This window comes from Blastococcus sp. MG754426 (assembly GCF_021699055.1).
Lineage (GTDB): Bacteria > Actinomycetota > Actinomycetes > Mycobacteriales > Geodermatophilaceae > Blastococcus.
The window spans coordinates 1-18,895 of the sequence record NZ_SSXC01000096.1; the positions used below are offsets into that span (position 1 = coordinate 1).

The window sequence follows — 18,895 nt, forward strand, 5'->3', positions numbered from 1 at the left end:
ACCTTCACCACGTTGCCGATCTCCGCCGAGGACTCCCCCAGCTTCGCCACCGTCGCCGTCGTCGTCTCCGCCGCCGTCACCGCACGCGCCGCCACCTCGCTGGCCTCCGCGGCGTTGCTGGCGATCTCCCGGATCGACGCCCCCATCTGCTCCGCACCCGCCGCCACCGTCTGCACGCTGCGCGACACCTCCTCCGCGGCACCCGACACCACACCCGACTGCGCACTGGTCTCCTCCGCACCCGCCGAGATCTGCGCCGAGGAGGCGCTCAGCTCCTCCGAGGACGCCGCCACCGCGTCCGCCGAGCCGGCCACCGAGGCCAGGACGTCGCGCAGGTTGTCCTGGGCAACCGCGAGCGCCTGCGCCATCCGGCCCAGCTCGTCACCGGAGGTCACGTCCGGGCGCACGGTCAGATCGCCGTTGGCGAGGGCCTCGACCGAGGTCTGCACCGAGCGGACCGTGCGGACGATCTGCCGGACGACGTAGAGCGCGAGCGCACCGGCGAGCGCGACCCCGATGGCGAGCGCCGTCCACAGCACGACGACCGCGGCCGAGGCGATGGAGTGCGCCTCGTCGGTGTCGGCCTGCCCGGCGGCCACCCGGCGCTCCTGCATCTCGTTGTACTGGTCCATGAGGACGTCCGACCGGTCCTGCAGCGGGCCGGTGATGACCCGGGTGGTGGTCGAGATGTCACCCGCGTCGGCGGCCGGCAGCAGCTGCGCGTCGGCGATCGCGTAGTAGTCCTCGACCGTGGCGCGGAACTCGTCGAAGGCCTCGCGGTTGACCGTCACGGCGGCGTAGGCGTCCAGCTGGCCGTCGATCGTGGTCCGGCGCTCGGCCAGGTCCGCCCGCAGCGCCTGCCGGGTCTGCGCGTCGGCCAGGGGGTACGTGTTGTAGCGGGACCGGTCGCCCTGCCACGACCGCTGGATGTTGGCGAGCTCGGCGAGGGAGACGACGTTCCCGTTGATCCGGTCGGCGGCTGTGTTCAGGTTGCCGATCCGGGTGACCGCGATGACGGTCATCGAGACGGCGACGACGACCAGCACGGCGAGGGCGGCGCCGATCTTCAGCCCGACGGGCCGGCTGGCGAACCAGCCGGCCCGGCCGGCGCCTGGTGCGGTGGTGGCGGCGGACATGGCATTACTCCCGGGCGGTGGTGGTGAATGGCGCTCGGCTCGGGCTTCCTCGGCCGAAACGGTGCGCCCGTCCTTCTGACGCCAGGAAGGTAGAGCGCCACGGATGAGCGACGGGCGGAATTCCTACCGTGTCGCGGTGCGCGCCGGAGAATTGTCGGCAGACGCATTTTCCGTGTCGACTCGGCGACCGATTGATGCGCCCGGTCGGATCGGCGCGCATGCGCGGTGTGCACCGGGTGGGGCCGGGTCCAGGTGGCCGCGAGCGGAGCCGGCCGGCGAACGGCCGAGGGGCGGCGCCCGGCGAACCGGTCACCGCCCCTCGGGGGCTGCGGGGTGCACCCCCGCCCGCGGTCAGTAGCTGAACCGGCCCACCGTCGTCCGGAGGTCGGCGGCCATCCGGGACAGCTCGTCCACGGCCTGGCGGGTCTGGGTCAGCGACTGGGTGGTCGAGTCCGCCGCACCCGAGACGTTCGCGATGTTCGCGGCGATCTGACCGGCGCCGTCGGCGGCCTCCTGCACCGACCGGCTCATCTCGTTGGTCGTCGCCGTCTGCTCCTCCACCGCCGAGGCGATGGTGGTCTGCCGGTCGGAGATCTGCGCGACGATCTCCGCCGAGGACTCCCCCAGCTTCGCCACCGTCGCCGTCGTCGTCTCCGCCGCCGTCACCGCCCGCGCCGCCACCTCCGAGGCCTCCGCGGCGTTGCTGGCGATCTCCCGGATCGACGCCCCCATCTGCTCGGCGCCCGCGGCGACCGTCTGCACGTTGCGCGACACCTCGTCGGCCGCCCCGGCCACGACACCGGACTGCGCCGAGGTCTCCTGCGCCGACAAGGAGATCTCCGCCGAGGAGGCGCTCAGCTCCTCGGAGGAGGCCGCCACCGCGTCCGCGGAGGCGACGACCGACGCCATCACCGTGCGCAGGCTCTCCTGGGCGGCGTCCAGGGCCGTGGCCATGGCACCGATCTCGTCGCTCTGCCGGATGCCGGTCTCCCGGGTGAGATCACCCTCGGCGAGCCCCTGGACGACGTGCTGCACCTTCTGCAGGTTGCGCCGGATGCTGCGCGCCACCAGCCACCCGACGGTCAGCGCGATGGCGGAACCGATCGCCAGCAGGACGACGAGCAGCGTGCGCCCCTGGTCGTTGGTGGCGCTGACGTCCTCGGCCGCGGCCTTGGCCTCGACGATCTCCGAGTCGAGCAGCTGGGCGATCTCACCGGTCAGCTGGTCCATGAGCTGGGCCGACTGGGCGTACAGCGTGCCTGCCGCTGCGGCGTCACCCGCGCTGTAGGCCGCGCGTGTCTGGGCGTAGACCTCCGACCAGGCGTCGTAGGTGCCCAGGGCCTCCTGGGCGAGGCCCTCCTGCGCCGCGGTCGGAGCCGTCCGGAGGTACCCGGCGCCGGCCGCCGAGAACGCCTCGCCGGCCGCGACGGCGCCCTCCGCCCACGTCCGGGAGTTCTCGGGGCTGACGTTCGGCAGCAGCAGGGCCGTCTGGTTGAGCTGGAGCGTGAGGAGCTGCGCACGCATCTCCTCGACCTGGACCAGCGCCTGGGTGCTCTCCCGGTAGCTCGCGTCGGCCTTGCCGGCCGCGTCGCCCAGGGAGACGGCGCCCACGGCGCCGACCGCGACGCCGGCGAGGACCGCCAGGGAGACAGAGCTGAGGATCTTGCCGGATACCGACATCCCGCCGGTCGCGCGCCGGGCGCTGAGTGCCACTGGTGTGTCCCGTTCTCGAGGTGGATTCCTGCGCACCCGGACGACCGGCGGCGCAGTTTCTGGGTGGCGGGGTCGTCGACCCGGCTCCGGCGCAGAAGCTAGGGGCGCAGCCACACCCTGTCGACCATTCCACGGCGTGTCGGGAATTGGTGCAGGACAACGATTCGGGTACGGAATTGACGTGTCGACAATGCATTCGCGGTCACCTCTCCCCGCATGTCGACACCGCCGTGGAGGCGGCAGGGGGCGCCCGACCAGCAGGTCGGGCGCCCCCCGGCACCCCGGTCGGGCGGCCCCCGTCCAGAGGCTCACCCCGAGCCTGCGAGGGGTGAGGGGGACGGGCGGCCCCCGTCCAGAGGCTCACCCCGAGCCTGCGAGGGGTGAGGGGGACGGGGGTCCTTCTAGTAGCTGAACCGGCCCACGGTGGTGCGCAGGTCGGCCGCCATCCGGGACAGCTCGTCGACGGCGCTGCGGGTCTGGCTCAGCGCCTGGGTCGTCGTCCCGGCCGCCGTGGAGACGCTCGTGATGTTCTCGGCGATCTGGGTCGTGCCGCCCGCCGCCTCCTGCACCGAGCGCGACATCTCGCTGGTGGTGGCGGTCTGCTCCTCCACCGCCGAGGCGATGGTGGTCTGCCGGTCGGAGATCTGCGCGACGATCTGGGAGATCTCCTCGATGGCGGCCACCGCGTCCGTGGTGTCCCCCTGGATGGCCAGCACCCGCTTGGCGATGTCCTCGGTCGCCTTCGCCGTCTCCTGCGCCAGCTCCTTCACCTCGTTCGCGACCACCGCGAAACCCTTCCCGGCCTCACCGGCGCGGGCGGCCTCGATCGTGGCGTTCAGCGCCAGCAGGTTCGTCTGCTCCGCGATCGAGGTGATCACCTTCACCACGTTGCCGATCTCCGCCGAGGACTCCCCCAGCTTCGCCACCGTCGCCGTCGTGTCGGCCGCCGACGACACCACGCCGGACTGGGCGCTCGTCTCCTCGGCGGACGACGCGATCTGCGCCGAGGAGGCGCTCAGCTCCTCGGCCGACGCCGCCACGGCGCCGGCCGAGCCGACGATCTGCGCCACGGTCTCGGCCATGCCCCCCGCCGCGGTGTTCAGCGCCTCGGCCATCTGGCCCACCTCGTCGCGCCCGCGGACGGGGAGGCGGACGGTGAGGTCGTTCTCCGCCAGCCGCTGCAGCGCGCCCTGCACCTCGCGGATGCCGCGGACGATGCCGCGGGAGACCAGGAAGGCGAGGCCGGCACCCAGCAGCGCCGCGGCGAGCGCGACCAGCACCGACACGAGGCGGGTCTCGCTGCGGGCGTCGGCGACCGCCGCCTCCGTGACGGCGACACGGGTGTCCACGGACTCGACCAGCTCCACCATCGCCTGGTCGAGGACGTAGAACACGTCCCACTTCTCGCCGGTGGAGAGCGCGTCGCCCTCGTCGAGCCGGCCCTGCGCCCAGAGCTGGAAGATCTGCTCGTTGTAGTCGCTCATGACGGTCCAGTTCTGCTGGATGACGTCGAGGCTTGCCCGCGCGTCCGCGTCGAGCAGGCTGCGGTCGAGGTCGAACAGCGCCTCGAAGCCGGCGGCGCCGTCGCGGTAGGCAGCCACGTTGTCCCCGTCGGGCGCGGCCGCGGTGGCGCCACCCTCCACGCGAGCCTTCCAGGCGGTGATGTTCTGCCAGTTCGCGGCCCAGAGGAGGTCGTAGCGGGCCGCCTCCACGGCGCGCTGGGCGGCGACGGCGTCGCGGGCCTCGGCGTGCAGGTCGGCGACCCGCTGGGTCCCGCTGATGCCGGTGACCGTGGCGGCCACGATGCCCATGAGGAGGGCCGCGCTCACCGCGAAGATGCGCGTCCCGATCCCGCGATCGCGATACCAGTGCCGTCGTGCGGACATGTGGTGTCCCCGTTCTCGTGCGGGTGGGCCGGCGTGCCCCGCCCGTGCCTTCCGGAATGGTGCTCGTACACGGGGATGGTCGCCCGTCCCGAACCATTCCTTAGCGCTGAGAAACCCGTGTCGCAGACATCGCACGAAATAGCCGCGTCACCATTCCTCCGTCCGCCGACATGTCGACCGTGCAAAGCGAGAAAGAGGCGGGGGCACCCGACCGGGATGGCCGGGCACCCCCGCCTCGGGGATCCGCGGTGTGGTGCGTCAGTCAGTAGGTGAAGCGGCCGACGGTGGTGCGCAGGTCGGCGGCCATCCGGGACAGCTCGTCGACCGCCGTGCGGGTCTGGGTCAGCGCCTGCGTGGTCGAGTCCGCCGCGGTGGAGACACCGGTGATGTTCTCCGCGATCTGCGTGGTCCCACCGGCGGCCTCCTGCACCGACCGGGCCATCTCGTTGGTCGTGGCCGTCTGCTCCTCCACCGCCGAGGCGATCCCAGCTTCGCCACCGTCGCCGTCGTCGTCTCCGCCGCCGTCACCGCCCGCGCCGCCACCTCGCTGGCCTCCGCGGCGTTGCTGGCGATCTCCCGGATCGACGCCCCCATCTGCTCGGCACCCGCCGCCACCGTCGAGACCGACCGGCTGACCTCCTCCGCGGCACCCGACACCACACCCGACTGCGCACTGGTCTCCTCGGCCGACGCCGAGATCTGCGCCGAGGAGGCGCTCAGCTCCTCCGACGAGGCCGCCACCGCGTCCGCCGAGGCCGCGACGGAGCCGAGGACCTCGCGCAGGTTGACCCGCGCGGTGTCGAGGGCAGCGGCCATCCGGCCGACCTCGTCGGCCGAGCGCACGCCCGTCGGCACGGTCATGTCGCCCTCCGCGAGGGCCTCGAGCGACCGCTTGACGCGCTCGACCGGGCGCGTGACCGAGCGCATGGTCAGCACGCTCAGACCGATGATGAGCAGGATGCCGGCGGCGGCCGCGACGATCGAGACGGTCGCAGCCTGCGCGAGGGCGTCGTCCAGGCGCCCCTGGGCGGCGTCGCTCTCCGCGGCCAGCACGTCCTTGGCCTCGCTGACGGCGCCGTCGGACAGGTCGTTGGCCGCCTGGATCTCCTCCCAGCGACCGCGCATCGCCGCCGGGTCGGCGACCGCGAGCTCCACCCAGGCGGTGATGGCGGTGGTGTAGGCCCCGAAGCTGTCGGCCAGGCCGGCCACCGAGTCGGCGGCACGCCCGGTCAGGGGCACGGTCGCCAGCTCGTCGAGCATGGCCTCGGGGGTGGCGATGTCCTCGGCGAGCTCGGCGAGCTGCGCCTCCGGGTCCACGCGGACGAGCGTCTTGAAGCCGTCCACCTTGAGCTCGCTGGCCCGGGTGTCGAGCTGCAGCACCAGCTTCTCCGCCGCGTTGAGGTGCGCCAGCTCGGTGTTCGCGTCGCGGACCGAGGCGTTGCCGACCAGCACCGCCGAGAGCAGGCCGGCGAAGGCGGTGACGACGACGGCGATCAGGATGCCGAACTTGGTGGCGAGGCGGCGGTCGGCGAACCACCCGGCACGCCGCCGGTCGACGGGGGAGGAGGGGGGAGCGTGCACGGGAGACCGTCCTGGGGGAGAGGAGACGCCGGTGTGGCGCTGGTCTCAGTGTGGTGACTCCACCGATCACCCCGGACCCGCTCCAAACGTTGCTGCGGGAATCGTGACGCAACCACCCGGTCAGCGTTGCGGGACGGGGGACAAGACGACACCACCGGACCGCTCACCGCCGCCGCCCCGTGCCATTTGTGCACATTTCGCCGGGTTGTCGACAGCGCAGCGGGGGGTGACCGGCCCACGGCGGTCCGGTCGGTCCGGGCCCCCGCCCGACACGGCGCCGGAGGAGCGGTCAGCCCAGCCGGTCGGCGAGCGCCCGGAGCAGGCCGACGACGGCCTCCGGCCCGGCCACGCGGTGCCGGGCCACCGTCTCGCCCTCACCCACCTTCACGGTCAGGTCCTCGGGCCCGAGCACCCGGAAGGCGTCCTCGTCGGTGACGTCGTCCCCGAGGTAGAGCGCCGCGGCGACGCCGAGTTCCTCGACCAGCCGCTGCACCGCCGCACCCTTGTGCGCGTCGGTCACCGCGACCTCGAGCACGTCCTTGCCCGGCTTCAGCGTCAGTGACGGATCCACCGCCCGGCGGGCCTGCTCCAGCAGCTCCGCGGCCCGGGCCCGGTCGGCCACCTGCCGCACGTGGACGGCGACGCTGGCCGGCTTCACCTCGAGGCGGGCACCGGGCGTGCTCTCGACCAGCGGCGCCAGCACGCCGGCCAGCTCGTCCCGCCGCCCGGCGTCGGCGCCGGCGAGCGGACCGTCGAACTCCGCCCCGTGGCTGCCGATCCAGCGGAAGTCCCCGGACATCCCGCTGGTGCGCCGGAGGTCGTCCAGCCCGCGGCCGCTGACCAGCGCGACGGTGACGCCGTCGGCGGCGGCCACCCGGGACAGCGCCTCGGCGACCCCCGGCTGGGGCACGGCCGCGGACGGGTCGTCGACGAGCGGAGCCAGCACGCCGTCGTAGTCGCTCGCCACCAGGAGGGGCCGGCGAACGGCGAACGCCGTCAGCGCCTCGTCGAGCCCCGCGGAGCTCACGCCTGCCCCCGCAGCGCCTCGAAGAAGGAGCTCGCCCAGTGGTCGAGGTCGTTGCGGAAGAGGTGCCGGCGCATGGTGCGCATCCGCTTGGCCGCCTCGTCCGGCTCGATGCGCAGCGCCCGCACCAGCTGGTTCTTGACGCTGGCGATGTCGTGCGGGTTGACCAGGAACGCCTGCCGCAGCTCGGCCGCGGCGCCGGCGAACTCCGACAGCACCAGGGCCCCGCGGAGGTCACCGCGCGCGGCGACGTACTCCTTGGCCACCAGGTTCATGCCGTCGCGGTAGGGCGTCACGAGCATGACGTCGGCGGCCCGGTAGAGCGCGGCGAGCTCCTCGCGCGGCATCGACTGGTTGAAGTAGTGGACGGCGGGGCCGGCGATGGAGCCGTAGACGCCGTTGATGTGGCCGACCTGCTGCTCGATGGTCTCGCGCATGTGCACGTAGTGCTCGACGCGCTCGCGGCTGGGCGTCGCCACCTGCACCAGCACGGTGTCCGGGGCCTCGAGGGCGCCGTCCTCCAGCAGCTCCTGGAACGCGTTGAGCCGGACGCTGATGCCCTTGGTGTAGTCGAGCCGGTCGACGCCCAGGATGATCTTGGCCGGGTTGCCCAGCTCGGCGCGGATCTCCTCGGCCCGGGCCCGCACGGCGGGGGAGGAGGCCAGCTCGTCGAAGGCCCGCACGTCGATGGAGATCGGGAATGCCTTGGCCACCACCGTGCGACCGTCGTACTCGATCTGGTCGCGCCGGCAGTGCAGGTCGTGCAGCCGGCGGGAGAGCTGGACGAAGTTCACCGCCGCGGACGGCCGCTGGAAGCCCACCAGGTCCGCGCCGAGCAGCCCCTCGACGATCGCCGACCGCCACGGGAGCTGGGTGAACAGCTCGTAGGGCGGGAACGGGATGTGCAGGAAGAAGCCGATCGTGAGGTCGGGGCGCTTCTGGCGCAGCATCGCCGGCACGAGCTGGAGCTGGTAGTCGTGCACCCAGACGATGGCACCCTCGGCGGCCACGGCGGCGGCGCGCTCGGCGAACCGCTTGTTGACCTGCACGTAGGTGTCCCACCAGTGCCGGTGGTACTCCGGCTTCTCCACCACGTCGTGGTAGAGCGGCCACAGCGAGGCGTTCGACATGCCCTCGTAGTAGCGGTCGACCTCCTCCTCGCTGAGCTCGACCGGGATCAGCGACATGCCCCCGGACTCGAACGGCTCGGGGGCCTCACCGGCAGAACCCGACCAGCCCACCCAGGCCCCGCCCCGCCCGGCGACGAACGGCTCCAGCGCGGTGACCAGCCCACCGGGGCTGCGCTGCCACCGCGTGCTGCCGTCGGGATCGGTCACCTGGTCGACCGGCAGCCGGTTGGCGACCACGACGACGGGGCTGTCCGCCCCGACCTTCTGATCCGCGTTGTCGGCCATACCGCCCCCGACCCTATCCAGCAGGTAGCGGCTCCGCTGGACGGGGCCGGTTCAGACCACCCGGCCGAGCAGGAACCCGCCCGCCGCGGCCGCCAGCCCCAGCAGCACGGTCCCGGCCACGTAGGCGGCCGCGCGGCCGCGGGCGCGCCCCTCGACCAGGCGGACCACCTCGGTGCCGAACGTCGAGAACGTGGTGAGGGTGCCGCAGAGGCCGACGCCCACCAGCGCCGTCGCCCAGGCCGGGGCGGCGGCTGCGCCCAGGAGCAACCCGAGCACCGCGCTCCCGGCCACGTTGACCGCCAGCGTGCCCGCGACGCTGCCCGGTCCTCGTCGGCTCACCGCGATCCGCTCGGCCAGCAGGCGCAACGGGGCCCCCACCAGGGCACCGACGACGACCAGCCACGGCGTCACCGGGAGCTCCCGGCGAGGGCACGGCCGGCCAGCGTCCCGGCAGCGGCGGCCGCGATGCCCCCGAGCACCGAGGCCACGCCGTAGGCGACGGCGGTGCCCGGGGCGCCGGCGTCGGCCAGCTGCACCACCTCCACCGCGAAGGTGGAGTACGTGGTGAACCCTCCGAGCACGCCCACGCCCAGGAACGGCCGGGCCCACGGGGAGCCGGGGGCGCGGGCCACGAGCACCGCCGTCAGCAGACCCAGGAGCAGGCAGCCGGTCAGGTTCACCGCGAGCGTCGCCCAGGGCAGGCCGGTGGGGGAGTGCGGGAACGCCTCGGCCAGCCCCCAGCGGGCGAGCGCGCCCAGCGCACCGCCCAGCGCGGCCAGCAGGTAGGCCATGTGACCTGGCTCTCCTCCGGGATCGGACGTCGGGCAGCATGCCCCCGGGAGGGTCGCACGCACGCGGCCCGGAGCAGGGGAGGACGCCGTGGGACCGCTGGAGGGCGTGCGGGTCGTCGAGTTCGCCGGGCTGGGGCCGGGTCCGTTCTGCGGCATGCTGCTGGCCGACCTCGGGGCCGACGTCGTCCGCATCGACCGCAAGGGGAGCCGCGGCGGGCTGCTGGGCTCCCTGGGCGCGACGTCCCTGCTCGACCGCGGCAAGCGCTCGATCGCCCTCGACCTGAAGGACCCCGCCGACCTGGAGGTGGTCCGCGCGCTGGTACGGCGGGCCGACGTCCTGCTGGAGGGGTTCCGGCCGGGGGTGATGGAGCGGCTCGGGCTCGGGCCCGACGACCTGCTGGGGGAGAACCCCGCGCTGGTCTACGGCCGGATGACCGGCTGGGGGCAGACCGGTCCGCTCGCGCACAGCGCCGGCCACGACATCGGGTACATCGCGCTGACCGGCGCCCTGGGCGCCAGTGGGCGGCCCGACGAGGTGCCGGCCCCGCCGATGAACCTGCTCGGCGACTTCGGGGGCGGCGGGGTGTTCCTGGCCCTGGGCGCGCTGGCGGCGCTGGTCCGCGCGCGGGCGACGGGGGAGGGGCAGGTGGTGGACGCCGCGATCGTCGACGGCACCGCCGTCCTCACCACGATGATCCACGGGATGCTGGACGCCGGCGTGTGGACCGACCGGCGCGGCCGCAACCTCCTGGACACCGGCGCGCCGTTCTACGACGTCTACCGCTGCGCCGACGGGCAGTTCGTCGCCGTCGGCGCGCTGGAGGAGCAGTTCTACGCGGCGCTGCTGGAGGGACTGGGCCTGACCGGCGACGAGACGCTGCCGCGGCGGGAGGACCCGCGCCAGTGGCCGGCGCTGCGGGAGCGGTTCACGCAGGCGTTCGCCTCCCGCACCCGGGCCGAGTGGTGGTCGGTCTTCGAGGGCACCGACGCGTGCGTGGCGCCGGTCTGGTCGCTGGTGGAGGCGACGGAGGACCGGCACAACGTGGAGCGCGGGGTGTTCGTCGAGGTCGACGGCGTGCGGCAGCCCGACGTCGCCCCGCGGTTCTCGCGCACGCCCGGCGCCGTCGGCCGCGTGCCCCGACCGGGGCAGCACGGCGAGGAGATCCGCGCCGAGCTCGGGCTCTGACCGGCGCCGACCACCGGCCTGCACGCGGGGGCATAGGAAGCTCTACCCGCGTCGGCGGGCCCGATCGCGCAGGTAGGGCCTCCTGTGCCGCAGATGGCCGCCTCGGCGGGTGGGGCCGGGTCGTCCCGCGGCGGCGGGTCCGGTGCCCGCGGGTGGACGGCGACCGTCATGATCGGACCCCGTGACGCGCGACGGGACACCTCCGGCCACCCGGCGGGGACCGCTGCGCGGCGGGGTCGCCCGCGCGGCGACGCTGCTCATCTCGCTCACCGCCGTCAGCCAGCTCCTCGGGTTCGTCCGGGACGCCGTCATCGCGGCCGTGTTCGGGGCCGGCGCGGAGCTCGACGCCTACCTCGTCGCCCAGGGCGTCATGAACCTGGTGCTGGCGCTGGTCGCCACGGCGCTGGCCCGGGCCGTGGTGCCCCCGGTGAGCCGGGCGGTGGCCGCGGGCGAGGGCGTGCGCGCCGATCGGACGGTGCGCACGGTGCTGACCATCGGCACGCTGGTGCTGGTCGCCGGGTCGGTGCTGGTGTTCGTCTCGGCCGAGCAGGTGGTCGCGGTGCTGGCCCCCGGCTTCGACGAACCGACCGCCGCGCTCACCGTCCGGCTCACCCGCATCGTGCTCGTCGCCGCCCTCTTCATCGCCGCCACCGACATCCTGGCGGCCGCCTGCCAGGCGCACGGCCGCTTCTTCGCCTCCGGGTTCCAGGGCGTCCCGTTCAACCTCGTGATGATCGGCGCCGCGCTCTGGGCCGGCGAGCGCTTCGGCATCGAGGCGCTGGCCACCGGCTTCGTCGTCGGCTCCGCGGTGCGCATGCTCGTCCAGTTCCCCGCCGTGCGTGCCGCGGGGATGCGGCTGCGGCCCCGCCTGGCGCTGCGCGACCCCGACGTCCGGGAGGTCCTCCGGCTCACCCCGCCGCTCCTGGTCGGCAGCGCGGTGCTCAACGTGAACACGCTCGTCGACCGCGCCGTCGGCTCCGCCCAGGGCGAGGGCGTCATCACCGCGCTCAGCCTGGGCTTCCGCGTCATCCACCTCGTCGACGCGCTGCTGGTCGCCACGGTCGTCGCCGCGCTGTACCCGGCCTTCAGCGCCGTCGGCGCCCCTGACCGGCGGGCCGACCTGCGCGCCCTCGTCGACCGCACGTCCCGGCTGCTCGTCGCGCTGCTGCTGCCCGTGGTCGCCGCGCTGGTCGTCCTGGCCCGGCCGATCGTGCAGTTCCTCTACGGAAGGGGGGACTTCGACCAGGCCGCGGTGACCGCCACCGCCACCGCGGTCGCCTTCTCGGCCGCGGCCGTGCTGGGCATCGCGCTGCGGTCCACCACCTCGCGGGCGAGCCTCGCGGTCGGCGACACCCGCACCCCCACCCTGGTGGCCCTCGCCGCGATGGTCGTCAACGTGGCCGGCGACCTCACCCTGGGCGTCGCCTACGGCATCCCCGGCCTCGCCGCCTCGACCAGCCTCTCCCTGGTGCTGGCCGCGGCGCTCGGGGTCGCCCTGCTGGGGCACCGGCACGGCGCCGTCACCCCCCGGACGCTGCTGGCCACCACCGCGCGCGGCTCCGTCGCGGCGGCCGCCGGCGGGCTCACCGCCGCCGCGGTCCTGGCGTGGGTCTGGGGGAGCGGGGCGACCGGCACGCTCACCGCGGCGGCGCAGATCGCCGTCGGGGCGTCGGTGGGGGCCGTCGTCTACGTCGCCGTCCTCGCCGTGCTGCGCGGCCCGGAGCTGGCCGACCTGCGGGGCCTGGCCAGGCGCGGGGCACGCCGTCCGGCCCGCTGACCCGGCACCCCCTCCCGGGGCGGTGGGCACCGCCGGGTGCCGTAACACGGCCGGGACGCCATAAGGTTGTTCGATGCCTTCTTCCGGACGCGCGCTCGTGCTGACCTCGAGCCGCGACCGCGGTGCCCTCGCCGCCGTCCGGGCGCTGGACCGCTCGGGCTGGCACGTGGGGGTGGGTTCGCCGGACGCCGACGGCATGGTGGCCGCCTCCCGGTCCTGCCGGGAGACCCACGACGTCCCGCGCCCGCGCGGCCACCTCGGCGACTTCGTCGCGGCGGTGCAGGAGGCGGTCGCCCGCGGCGGCTACGACGTCGTCTTCGGCAGCGGTGACGACTGGATGGCGGCGCTCGCGCACTGCGCCGAGGCGGTGCCCACCGTGGTGGCCCACCCACCCGCCGACGTCGCCCTCGCCGCGCTGGACAAGGCCGGGCTCGCCGAGCGCGCCGCCGACGCCGGGCTGCCGGTCCCACGCACCTGCCTGGCGACCCCGGAGGCGCTGGACGGCTGGGCCGGCCCCGTCGTCGTGAAGTGCCGCGCCCACTGGCAGCCGGGCCTGCGCCGGCAGCTGCGCATCGAGGCCCGCCGCTACCCCGATGCCGACCGCGCCCGCGCCCGGGTGCGGCTGCTCGAGGAGGCCGGTCTCCAGGCCGTTCTCCAGGAGCCGGTCGACGGCGAGATGGAGGCCCTGATCGGGCTCGTGCACGACGGCCGGCTGCTCGGCCGGGTGCAGCAGCGCGCCCTGCGACTGTGGCCGACCCCGAGCGGGGTCACCAGCCGGGCGGTCACCGTGCCGGTGGAGGAGGAACTGGCCCGGGCCAGCACCCGGCTGCTGGCCGGCCTGGGCTGGTCAGGCCTGGTGCAGCTGCAGTTCCTGCGCGACGACGACGGCGCGCTGCGGCTCATCGACCTCAACGGCCGCTTCTTCGGCTCGATGGCCCTGGCCGCCGCCGCCGGCCCGAACCTCCCGGACGCCTGGGCCCGCCAGGCGCTCGGGCTGCCCCTGCCGCCCCTCGCCGACGGCAGCACCGGGGTGCGCTACCTCTGGACGGCGGGGGACCTGCGCCGGGCCACCGTCGAGCGCCGCGGCGGCGTGCTCGCCGACTGCGCCTCGGTGCTGCGCCGGTTCCCCGGTGCGGTCACCAGCGTGTGGGACCGCCGCGACCCCGGCCCCACCCTCGCCCTCACCGCCGAGCGGGTGGGGCGCCGGCCCTGACCGGCGTCAGGTGCGCCGCTGCGTCTCCGGGAACAGCAGGTCGACGAAGCGCTCGGCGGTCGGCTGGGGCTCGTGGTTGGCCAGCCCCGGCCGCTCGTTGGCCTCGATGAAGACGTAGTCGGGGCCGGCGACGTCGGGCACGAGGAAGTCGATCCCGGTCACCGGGATGTCCAGCGCCGTGGCGGCCCGCACCGCGGCGGCGGCGACCTCCGGGTGCAGCCGGTCGGTGACGTCCTCGATCGTGCCGCCGGTGTGCAGGTTCGCCGTGCGGCGCACCTGGATCCGCTCGCCGTTGGGCGGGACGTCGTCCATCGAGTAGCCGGCGTCGGCCACCACCTCGGCCGTGGTGCCGTCCAGGGGGATGCGGGACTCCCCGCCGGTGGCCCGCTCCCGGCGGCGGCTCGTGGACCGCACCAGGTCGGTGACCGAGTTCCGGCCGTCGCCGACCACCTCGGCCGGCCGCCGCACCGCAGCCGCGACGACCGCCCGGTCGATGACCACCACCCGGAGGTCCTGACCGGGGACGAGCTCCTCCACGAGCACGTCCGGGCAGAAGGCGAGCGCGTGGTCGACCGCGCGGGCCAGCCCGTCCTCGTCGCGCACGCCGACGGTGATGCCGCGCCCCTGCTCGCCGCGGGCCGGCTTGACCACCACCTGCCCGACGTCGCGCAGCAGCGCCGCGGCCTCGTCGAGCTGCCCCTCGCAGGCCAGCGCGCCGCGGGCCACGCGGACACCGGCCCGCTCCATGATCCGGCGGGTGACCCGCTTGTCGTCGCAGCGGCTCATCGCCACCGCGGTGGTGAACTCCGACAGCGACTCGCGGGTGACCACCGTCCGGCCGCCGAGCGACAGCCGCATCTCCCCCCACTCGGGGTCGGTGACCTCGACGCGGACGCCGCGGCGCAGCGCCTCCTCGGCGATGATGAGGGCGTAGGGGTTGAGCCGCTCCAGGCCCGGCGGGCGGGCGGCGAACAGCGGCGTGTTGATCGGGTTCTTCCGCTTCACGCAGACCGCCGAGACCCGGCTGAAGCCGAGCTTGCGGTACAGCTTGATGGCGCCCTCGTTGTCGTGCATGACCGAGAGGTCGAGGTAGGAGCGCCCGCGGCCGACGTAGCGCTCGGCGAGCACCCGCACCAGCGCCTCACCGACACCGGGCGGGGCGTCCTGGTTGTGCACGGCCAGGCACCAGAGGCTGGTGCCGCCCTCGGGGTCGTCGAAGGCCAGCCCGTGGTCCACGCCGGTCACCGTGCCCACGATCTTCCCGGTGCGGGTGTCCTCGGCGACGAGGTACGTGAAGCAGCGGGTGCGGTGGTTGTCCCACATGACGTCGGCGTCCCCGACGACCATCCCGTTGAGCGCGTAGATGTCGTTGATCGCCTCCATCTCCGCCCGCGAGGTGACCGTCCGGACGAACACCCCGCGGATGAGGTCGTGGCGCGGCCGGTACCGGTGCAGGTCGAGCCGGAAGGTGTAGCTGGGGTCGATGAACAGCTCGTCGGGCGCCAGCCCCACCAGCACGTGCGGGTCGCGCGGGTAGATGCAGATGTCCCGCTCGCCGGTCTCCTCCGCCCGCAGCGCGGTGACGATGCCACGCAGGTCGGCGAAGGTCTGGCCGAACACCAGCCGGCCCCAGCCGAGGTCGAGGACGACGTCGGAGGCCATGCCCTTGAGCTGGTGCTCCGACGGCTTCTTCCACGACCGGCTGGTGATCGCCGGGGTGGTGGTCACCGCCGTGCGGCGGCGGTGACCGGCGAGCCGGGGTGCCATCGCCACCGCCTCAGACCGCGTTGGTCTGCAGCCACAGCTCGAGCAGCCCCAGCTGCCAGAGCTTGTTCCCGCGCAGCGGCGTCAGCTCGCCGTTGGGGTCGGCGAGGAGCTCGCGGACGTACTCCGGCCGGAACATCCCGCGGTCGGCCGCCGCCTCGCTGGAGAGCGCGTCCTTGACCAGGTCGAGGACCTTGCCCTGCAGGTGGGTGATCGCCGGCACCGGGAAGTAGCCCTTGGGCCGGTCGATGACCTCCGGCGGGATGATGCGGCGCCCGATCGCCTTGAGGATCCCCTTGCCGCCGTCGGCGAGCTTGAGCTCGGGCGGGCACATCGCCGCGAGCTCGACCAGGTCGTGGTCCAGGAAGGGCACGCGGGCCTCCAGGCCCCAGGCCATCGACATGTTGTCCACCCGCTTGACCGGGTCGTCGACGAGCATGACCTCGCTGTCCAGGCGCAGCGCGGCGTCGACCGCCGTCTCCGCGCCGGCCGCGGACATGTGCCGGCGGACGAACTCCAGGCTCGGGTCCTCGCCGAGGGCGTAGCGGTCGGAGACGACGGAGCGCATCTGGGCGTGGTCGCGGTCGAAGAACGCCCGCGCGTAGGTCTGCACCGCCTCCTCGCGGCCGACGCCGGCCAGCGGCGGGTACCAGTGGTAGCCGGCGAAGACCTCGTCGGCGCCCTGGCCGGACTGCACCACCTTGATGGACTGGGACACCCGCTCGGAGAGCAGGTCGAAGGCGACGACGTCGTGGCTCACCATCGGCTCGGCCATGGCGCCGATCGCGTGCCCGAGCGCGCCGGCGAGCTCGTCGGAGGCCACCCGGATACGGTGGTGGTTCGTGCCGAACCGCTCCGCGATGACGTCGGAGTAGACGAACTCGTCGCCCTCCCGGCCGCCGACGGACTCGAAGCCGATGGAGTACGTGGCCAGGCCGGCCTGCCCCTCCTGGGCAAGCAGCCCGACGATCAGGCTGGAGTCCAGGCCGCCGGAGAGGAGCACGCCGACCGGGGTGTCCGCGACCAGCCGGCGGCGGACGGCGACGCGCAGCGCGTCCTCGATCGCGTCCTCCCAGTCGCGGGCGCTCCAGCCCGCGTGCTCGGGACGTCGCTCGTAGCGCGCTTCCCAGTACCGCTGCTCGGTGCTCGTGCCGTCGGCCTCGATGACGCGGACGGTGGCCGGGGGCAGCTTGCGGACGCCGTTGAGGATCGTGCGCGGGGCCGGGACGACGGCGTGCCAGGACAGGTAGTGGTGCAGCGCGACCGGGTCGATGGAGGTGTCGACGTCGCCGGCCCGCAGCAGGGCCGGCAGCGTGGAGGCGAACCGCAGCCGCTTGCCCGGCGTCTCGGAGAGGTAGAGGGGCTTGATGCCCAGCCGGTCGCGGGCCATGACCACCCGACCGGTGTCCCGCTCGGCGATGACGAAGGCGAACATGCCGTGCAGGTGCGAGACGACGTCGGTGCCCCAGTGGTGGTAGCCCTTGAGGATCACCTCGGTGTCGCTGTGCGAGAAGAAGCGGTACCCGTGGCCCTCCAGCTCGGCCCGCAGCTCCTGGTAGTCGTAGATGCAGCCGTTGAAGACCGCGGTCAGCCCGAGCTCGTTGTCCACCATCGGCTGGGAGCCGCAGGTGGAGAGGTCGATCACCGAGAGCCGGCGGTGCCCGAAGGCCACCCGCCCGTTGCTCCAGGATCCCTGCCCGTCCGGGCCGCGGGGGATCAGGGCCTCGACCATGCGGGCTACCGCGGTCGTGTCGGCCGTGGTCCCGTCGAACGTGATCTCGCCGCAGAGGCCGCACATGCACAACGATCTAACTCCTGCGGCGCCCGGCCTGCAGGGTGGGGTCACCCCGAGGGGGCCGATCGTGGCCCACCTCACGCCTGTTCCACGTGGAACGCGCGGAGCCCGGGACCGGCGTCCTCCCTCACCGCGGTGCGTCCTCCCTCACCGCCCGCCGTGAGGGAGGACGCGCGACGATCAGGTCAGGTGGTCGTCGCGGCCACCGCGGGGCGGTCAGCCGGCGGTGAGGGCCTCCACCGCGGCGACGGCGTCGACCAGGCCGGCGCCCTTGTCGAACGAGGTCGCGTACCCGCCCACGGTCTCGTAGGCCGCACCGTCGGCGAAGCGGTGCGCGGTGCTCTTCAGCGCCGCCTCGATCTCCGCCGGGGTCGCCGTCGGGTCGGCCTGGAACAGCTGGGCGACGATGCCGGCCACGTGCGGGGCGGCCATGGACGTCCCGCTGATGGTGTTGAAGGTGCCGAGGTCGAGCAGGCCCGGGCCGTTGCGGAAGTCCAGCCCCGTGGCGCAGATGGGCAGGTAGGGCCGGCAGGCCGCGGTGATGCTCTCCCCGGGCGCGGAGAGGTCCGGCCAGGTCGAGGGGTCGGCCGCCGCGCCGCGCGAGGAGTAGTCGCTGACGACGCCGTCCCGCGTGCCGGTGTCCCGGTCGTAGGAGGAGGCCACGGACAGGATGCCGCCGGTCGGGTCCTGACCGGGCGGGTTGGTGAGCGAGGCCGAGCCGTCACCGCCGTCGTTGCCGGCCGCCCACACGGTGACGACGCCCTCGGCGGCCAGCGCCCGCTGCAGCTTCACCGTGGCCGAGTCCGGGTCGAACTCCCCGCCGCCGGAGGGGCCGTAGCTGTTGTTGGTCACCTTGATCGGCGGGCAGACGTCGGCGGGCACCCCCGCACCGCACGGCGCCTCGTGGTTCTCGAGCACCCAGTTCAGCGCCGAGTCCGCACCGACGATGAGCAGCACCGCCCCTGTCGAGATGGAGACCAGGCTCGCGCCCGGCGCGGCGCCCTGCACCTGCCCGCCGTCGGCCAGCGTCGTCGGCCGGCCGGCCACGATGCCGCTCACGTGCGTGCCGTGGCCGCCCACGGAGAGGGTGTCGGTGTCCGCCACCGACGGGACCCGGACGACGCAGTCGGGCGTCGTCGTGGTCTCCACGAGGCAGAGGCTCTTGAGGTTGGCGACGACGGCGCTGCCGCCACCGGGCTCGCGGAAGGAGGGGTGGTTCGGGTCGACCCCGGAGTCGATCACCGCGACCGAGACCCCGCTGCCGTCCAGCGGCAGCCCGTTCGCGCCGGTCAGCGTGGCCGCGGCCTCGGCGCCGCGGGTGGCGAGGTTCGACGTCTCCTGGGCGAACTCGATGGGCGTGTTGCCCTCGAGGTAGGTGACGCCGGGCTCGGTTCGCGCGGCCTCGACCTGCCCGGCGGTCCCGGAGGCGACCACCACCCCGATGCGCTCGTACTCGGTGACGGTGCGCATGCCGGTCGCGGCGACGGCGGCGCGCGCGGCGGCGACGTCGGTGCCGTGCACCAGGACCGTCGTCGGGACGGCCGCGCCGAGCCCGGCGAGCTGGTCGGCCAGGAAGTCCTGCACCGGCGCGGCCGTCCCGACGACGGTCCTGGT

General features: G+C 74.3%; 14 protein-coding genes. 3 read left to right on the forward strand and 11 right to left on the reverse strand.

Annotated features, from left to right (window positions below; genetic code table 11):
• From E9549_RS20665 to crcB, 8 genes are all read right to left on the reverse strand, one after another.
• Positions 1–1,136 (reverse strand): methyl-accepting chemotaxis protein (locus E9549_RS20665; protein ID WP_236828470.1); only part of this gene is annotated, 1,136 nt, incomplete at its 3' end.
• Positions 1,137–1,487: 351 nt separating this feature from the next.
• Positions 1,488–2,849 carry a methyl-accepting chemotaxis protein gene (locus E9549_RS20670; RefSeq protein ID WP_236828471.1) on the reverse strand — a complete coding sequence of 454 codons (1,362 nt, stop codon included), beginning with the start codon at positions 2,847–2,849 and terminating at the stop codon, positions 1,488–1,490.
• A gap of 401 nt (positions 2,850–3,250) precedes the next feature.
• Positions 3,251–4,678 carry a HAMP domain-containing methyl-accepting chemotaxis protein gene (locus E9549_RS20675; protein ID WP_308191122.1) on the reverse strand — a complete coding sequence of 476 codons (1,428 nt, stop codon included), beginning with the start codon at positions 4,676–4,678 and terminating at the stop codon, positions 3,251–3,253.
• 399 nt (positions 4,679–5,077) lie between these two features.
• A complete protein-coding gene (locus E9549_RS24340) occupies positions 5,078–6,316 on the reverse strand; it encodes a methyl-accepting chemotaxis protein (RefSeq protein WP_236828473.1) in 1,239 nt (412 codons plus the stop codon).
• A gap of 289 nt (positions 6,317–6,605) precedes the next feature.
• Positions 6,606–7,343, reverse strand: coding sequence for a trehalose-phosphatase (gene otsB / locus E9549_RS20685; RefSeq protein ID WP_236828474.1), 738 nt, complete (start codon positions 7,341–7,343; stop codon positions 6,606–6,608).
• Positions 7,340–8,755: a trehalose-6-phosphate synthase gene (locus E9549_RS20690; protein WP_236828475.1), complete on the reverse strand. Its 1,416-nt coding sequence runs from the start codon at positions 8,753–8,755 to the stop codon at positions 7,340–7,342. Before E9549_RS20690 ends, otsB begins: the two co-directional genes overlap by 4 nt.
• A 51-nt stretch (positions 8,756–8,806) precedes the next feature.
• On the reverse strand, positions 8,807–9,166 hold the full coding sequence (locus E9549_RS20695) for a CrcB family protein (RefSeq protein WP_236828476.1): 360 nt from the start codon (positions 9,164–9,166) through the stop codon (positions 8,807–8,809).
• Positions 9,163–9,546 (reverse strand): fluoride efflux transporter CrcB, encoded by a 384-nt coding sequence (gene crcB, locus E9549_RS20700; RefSeq protein WP_236828477.1) that lies wholly within the window; start codon positions 9,544–9,546, stop codon positions 9,163–9,165. The genes E9549_RS20695 and crcB overlap by 4 nt, the downstream gene beginning before the upstream one ends.
• 88 nt (positions 9,547–9,634) lie before the next feature.
• On the opposite strand from crcB, the gene E9549_RS20705 reads away from it, so the two are divergent.
• From E9549_RS20705 to E9549_RS20715, 3 genes are all read left to right on the forward strand, one after another.
• Positions 9,635–10,732: a CaiB/BaiF CoA-transferase family protein gene (locus tag E9549_RS20705; RefSeq protein WP_236828478.1), complete on the forward strand. Its 1,098-nt coding sequence runs from the start codon at positions 9,635–9,637 to the stop codon at positions 10,730–10,732.
• A 181-nt stretch (positions 10,733–10,913) separates the two neighbouring features.
• The gene (murJ, locus tag E9549_RS20710; protein ID WP_236828479.1) at positions 10,914–12,509 is read left to right on the forward strand and encodes a murein biosynthesis integral membrane protein MurJ; all 1,596 of its coding nucleotides are present in this window, start codon (positions 10,914–10,916) and stop codon (positions 12,507–12,509) included.
• Positions 12,510–12,582: 73 nt separating this feature from the next.
• A complete protein-coding gene (locus tag E9549_RS20715) occupies positions 12,583–13,722 on the forward strand; it encodes an ATP-grasp domain-containing protein (RefSeq protein WP_236828480.1) in 1,140 nt (379 codons plus the stop codon).
• A gap of 6 nt (positions 13,723–13,728) precedes the next feature.
• On the opposite strand, the gene ngg is transcribed toward E9549_RS20715, so the two are convergent.
• From ngg to E9549_RS20730, 3 genes are all read right to left on the reverse strand, one after another.
• Positions 13,729–15,489, reverse strand: a complete 1,761-nt coding sequence (ngg, locus tag E9549_RS20720) for an N-acetylglutaminylglutamine synthetase (protein ID WP_236828481.1) — start codon at positions 15,487–15,489, stop codon at positions 13,729–13,731.
• Positions 15,490–15,499: 10 nt separating this feature from the next.
• The gene (locus tag E9549_RS20725; RefSeq protein WP_236828482.1) at positions 15,500–17,284 is read right to left on the reverse strand and encodes an N-acetylglutaminylglutamine amidotransferase; all 1,785 of its coding nucleotides are present in this window, start codon (positions 17,282–17,284) and stop codon (positions 15,500–15,502) included.
• Between the two features lie 213 nt (positions 17,285–17,497).
• On the reverse strand, positions 17,498–18,895 hold a 1,398-nt coding region (locus E9549_RS20730; RefSeq protein ID WP_236828483.1), incomplete at its 5' end, for a S8 family serine peptidase.

Excerpts from the sequence above, each read along its gene's own strand:
- E9549_RS20690 (WP_236828475.1), bottom strand. The coding sequence starts at position 8,755 with ATGGCCGACAACGCGGATCAGAAGGTCGGGGCGGACAGCCCCGTCGTC.
- crcB (WP_236828477.1), bottom strand. The coding sequence starts at position 9,546 with ATGGCCTACCTGCTGGCCGCGCTGGGCGGTGCGCTGGGCGCGCTCGCC.
- E9549_RS20715 (WP_236828480.1), top strand. The coding sequence starts at position 12,583 with ATGCCTTCTTCCGGACGCGCGCTCGTGCTGACCTCGAGCCGCGACCGC.
- ngg (WP_236828481.1), bottom strand. The coding sequence starts at position 15,489 with ATGGCACCCCGGCTCGCCGGTCACCGCCGCCGCACGGCGGTGACCACC.
- E9549_RS20725 (WP_236828482.1), bottom strand. The coding sequence starts at position 17,284 with ATGTGCGGCCTCTGCGGCGAGATCACGTTCGACGGGACCACGGCCGAC.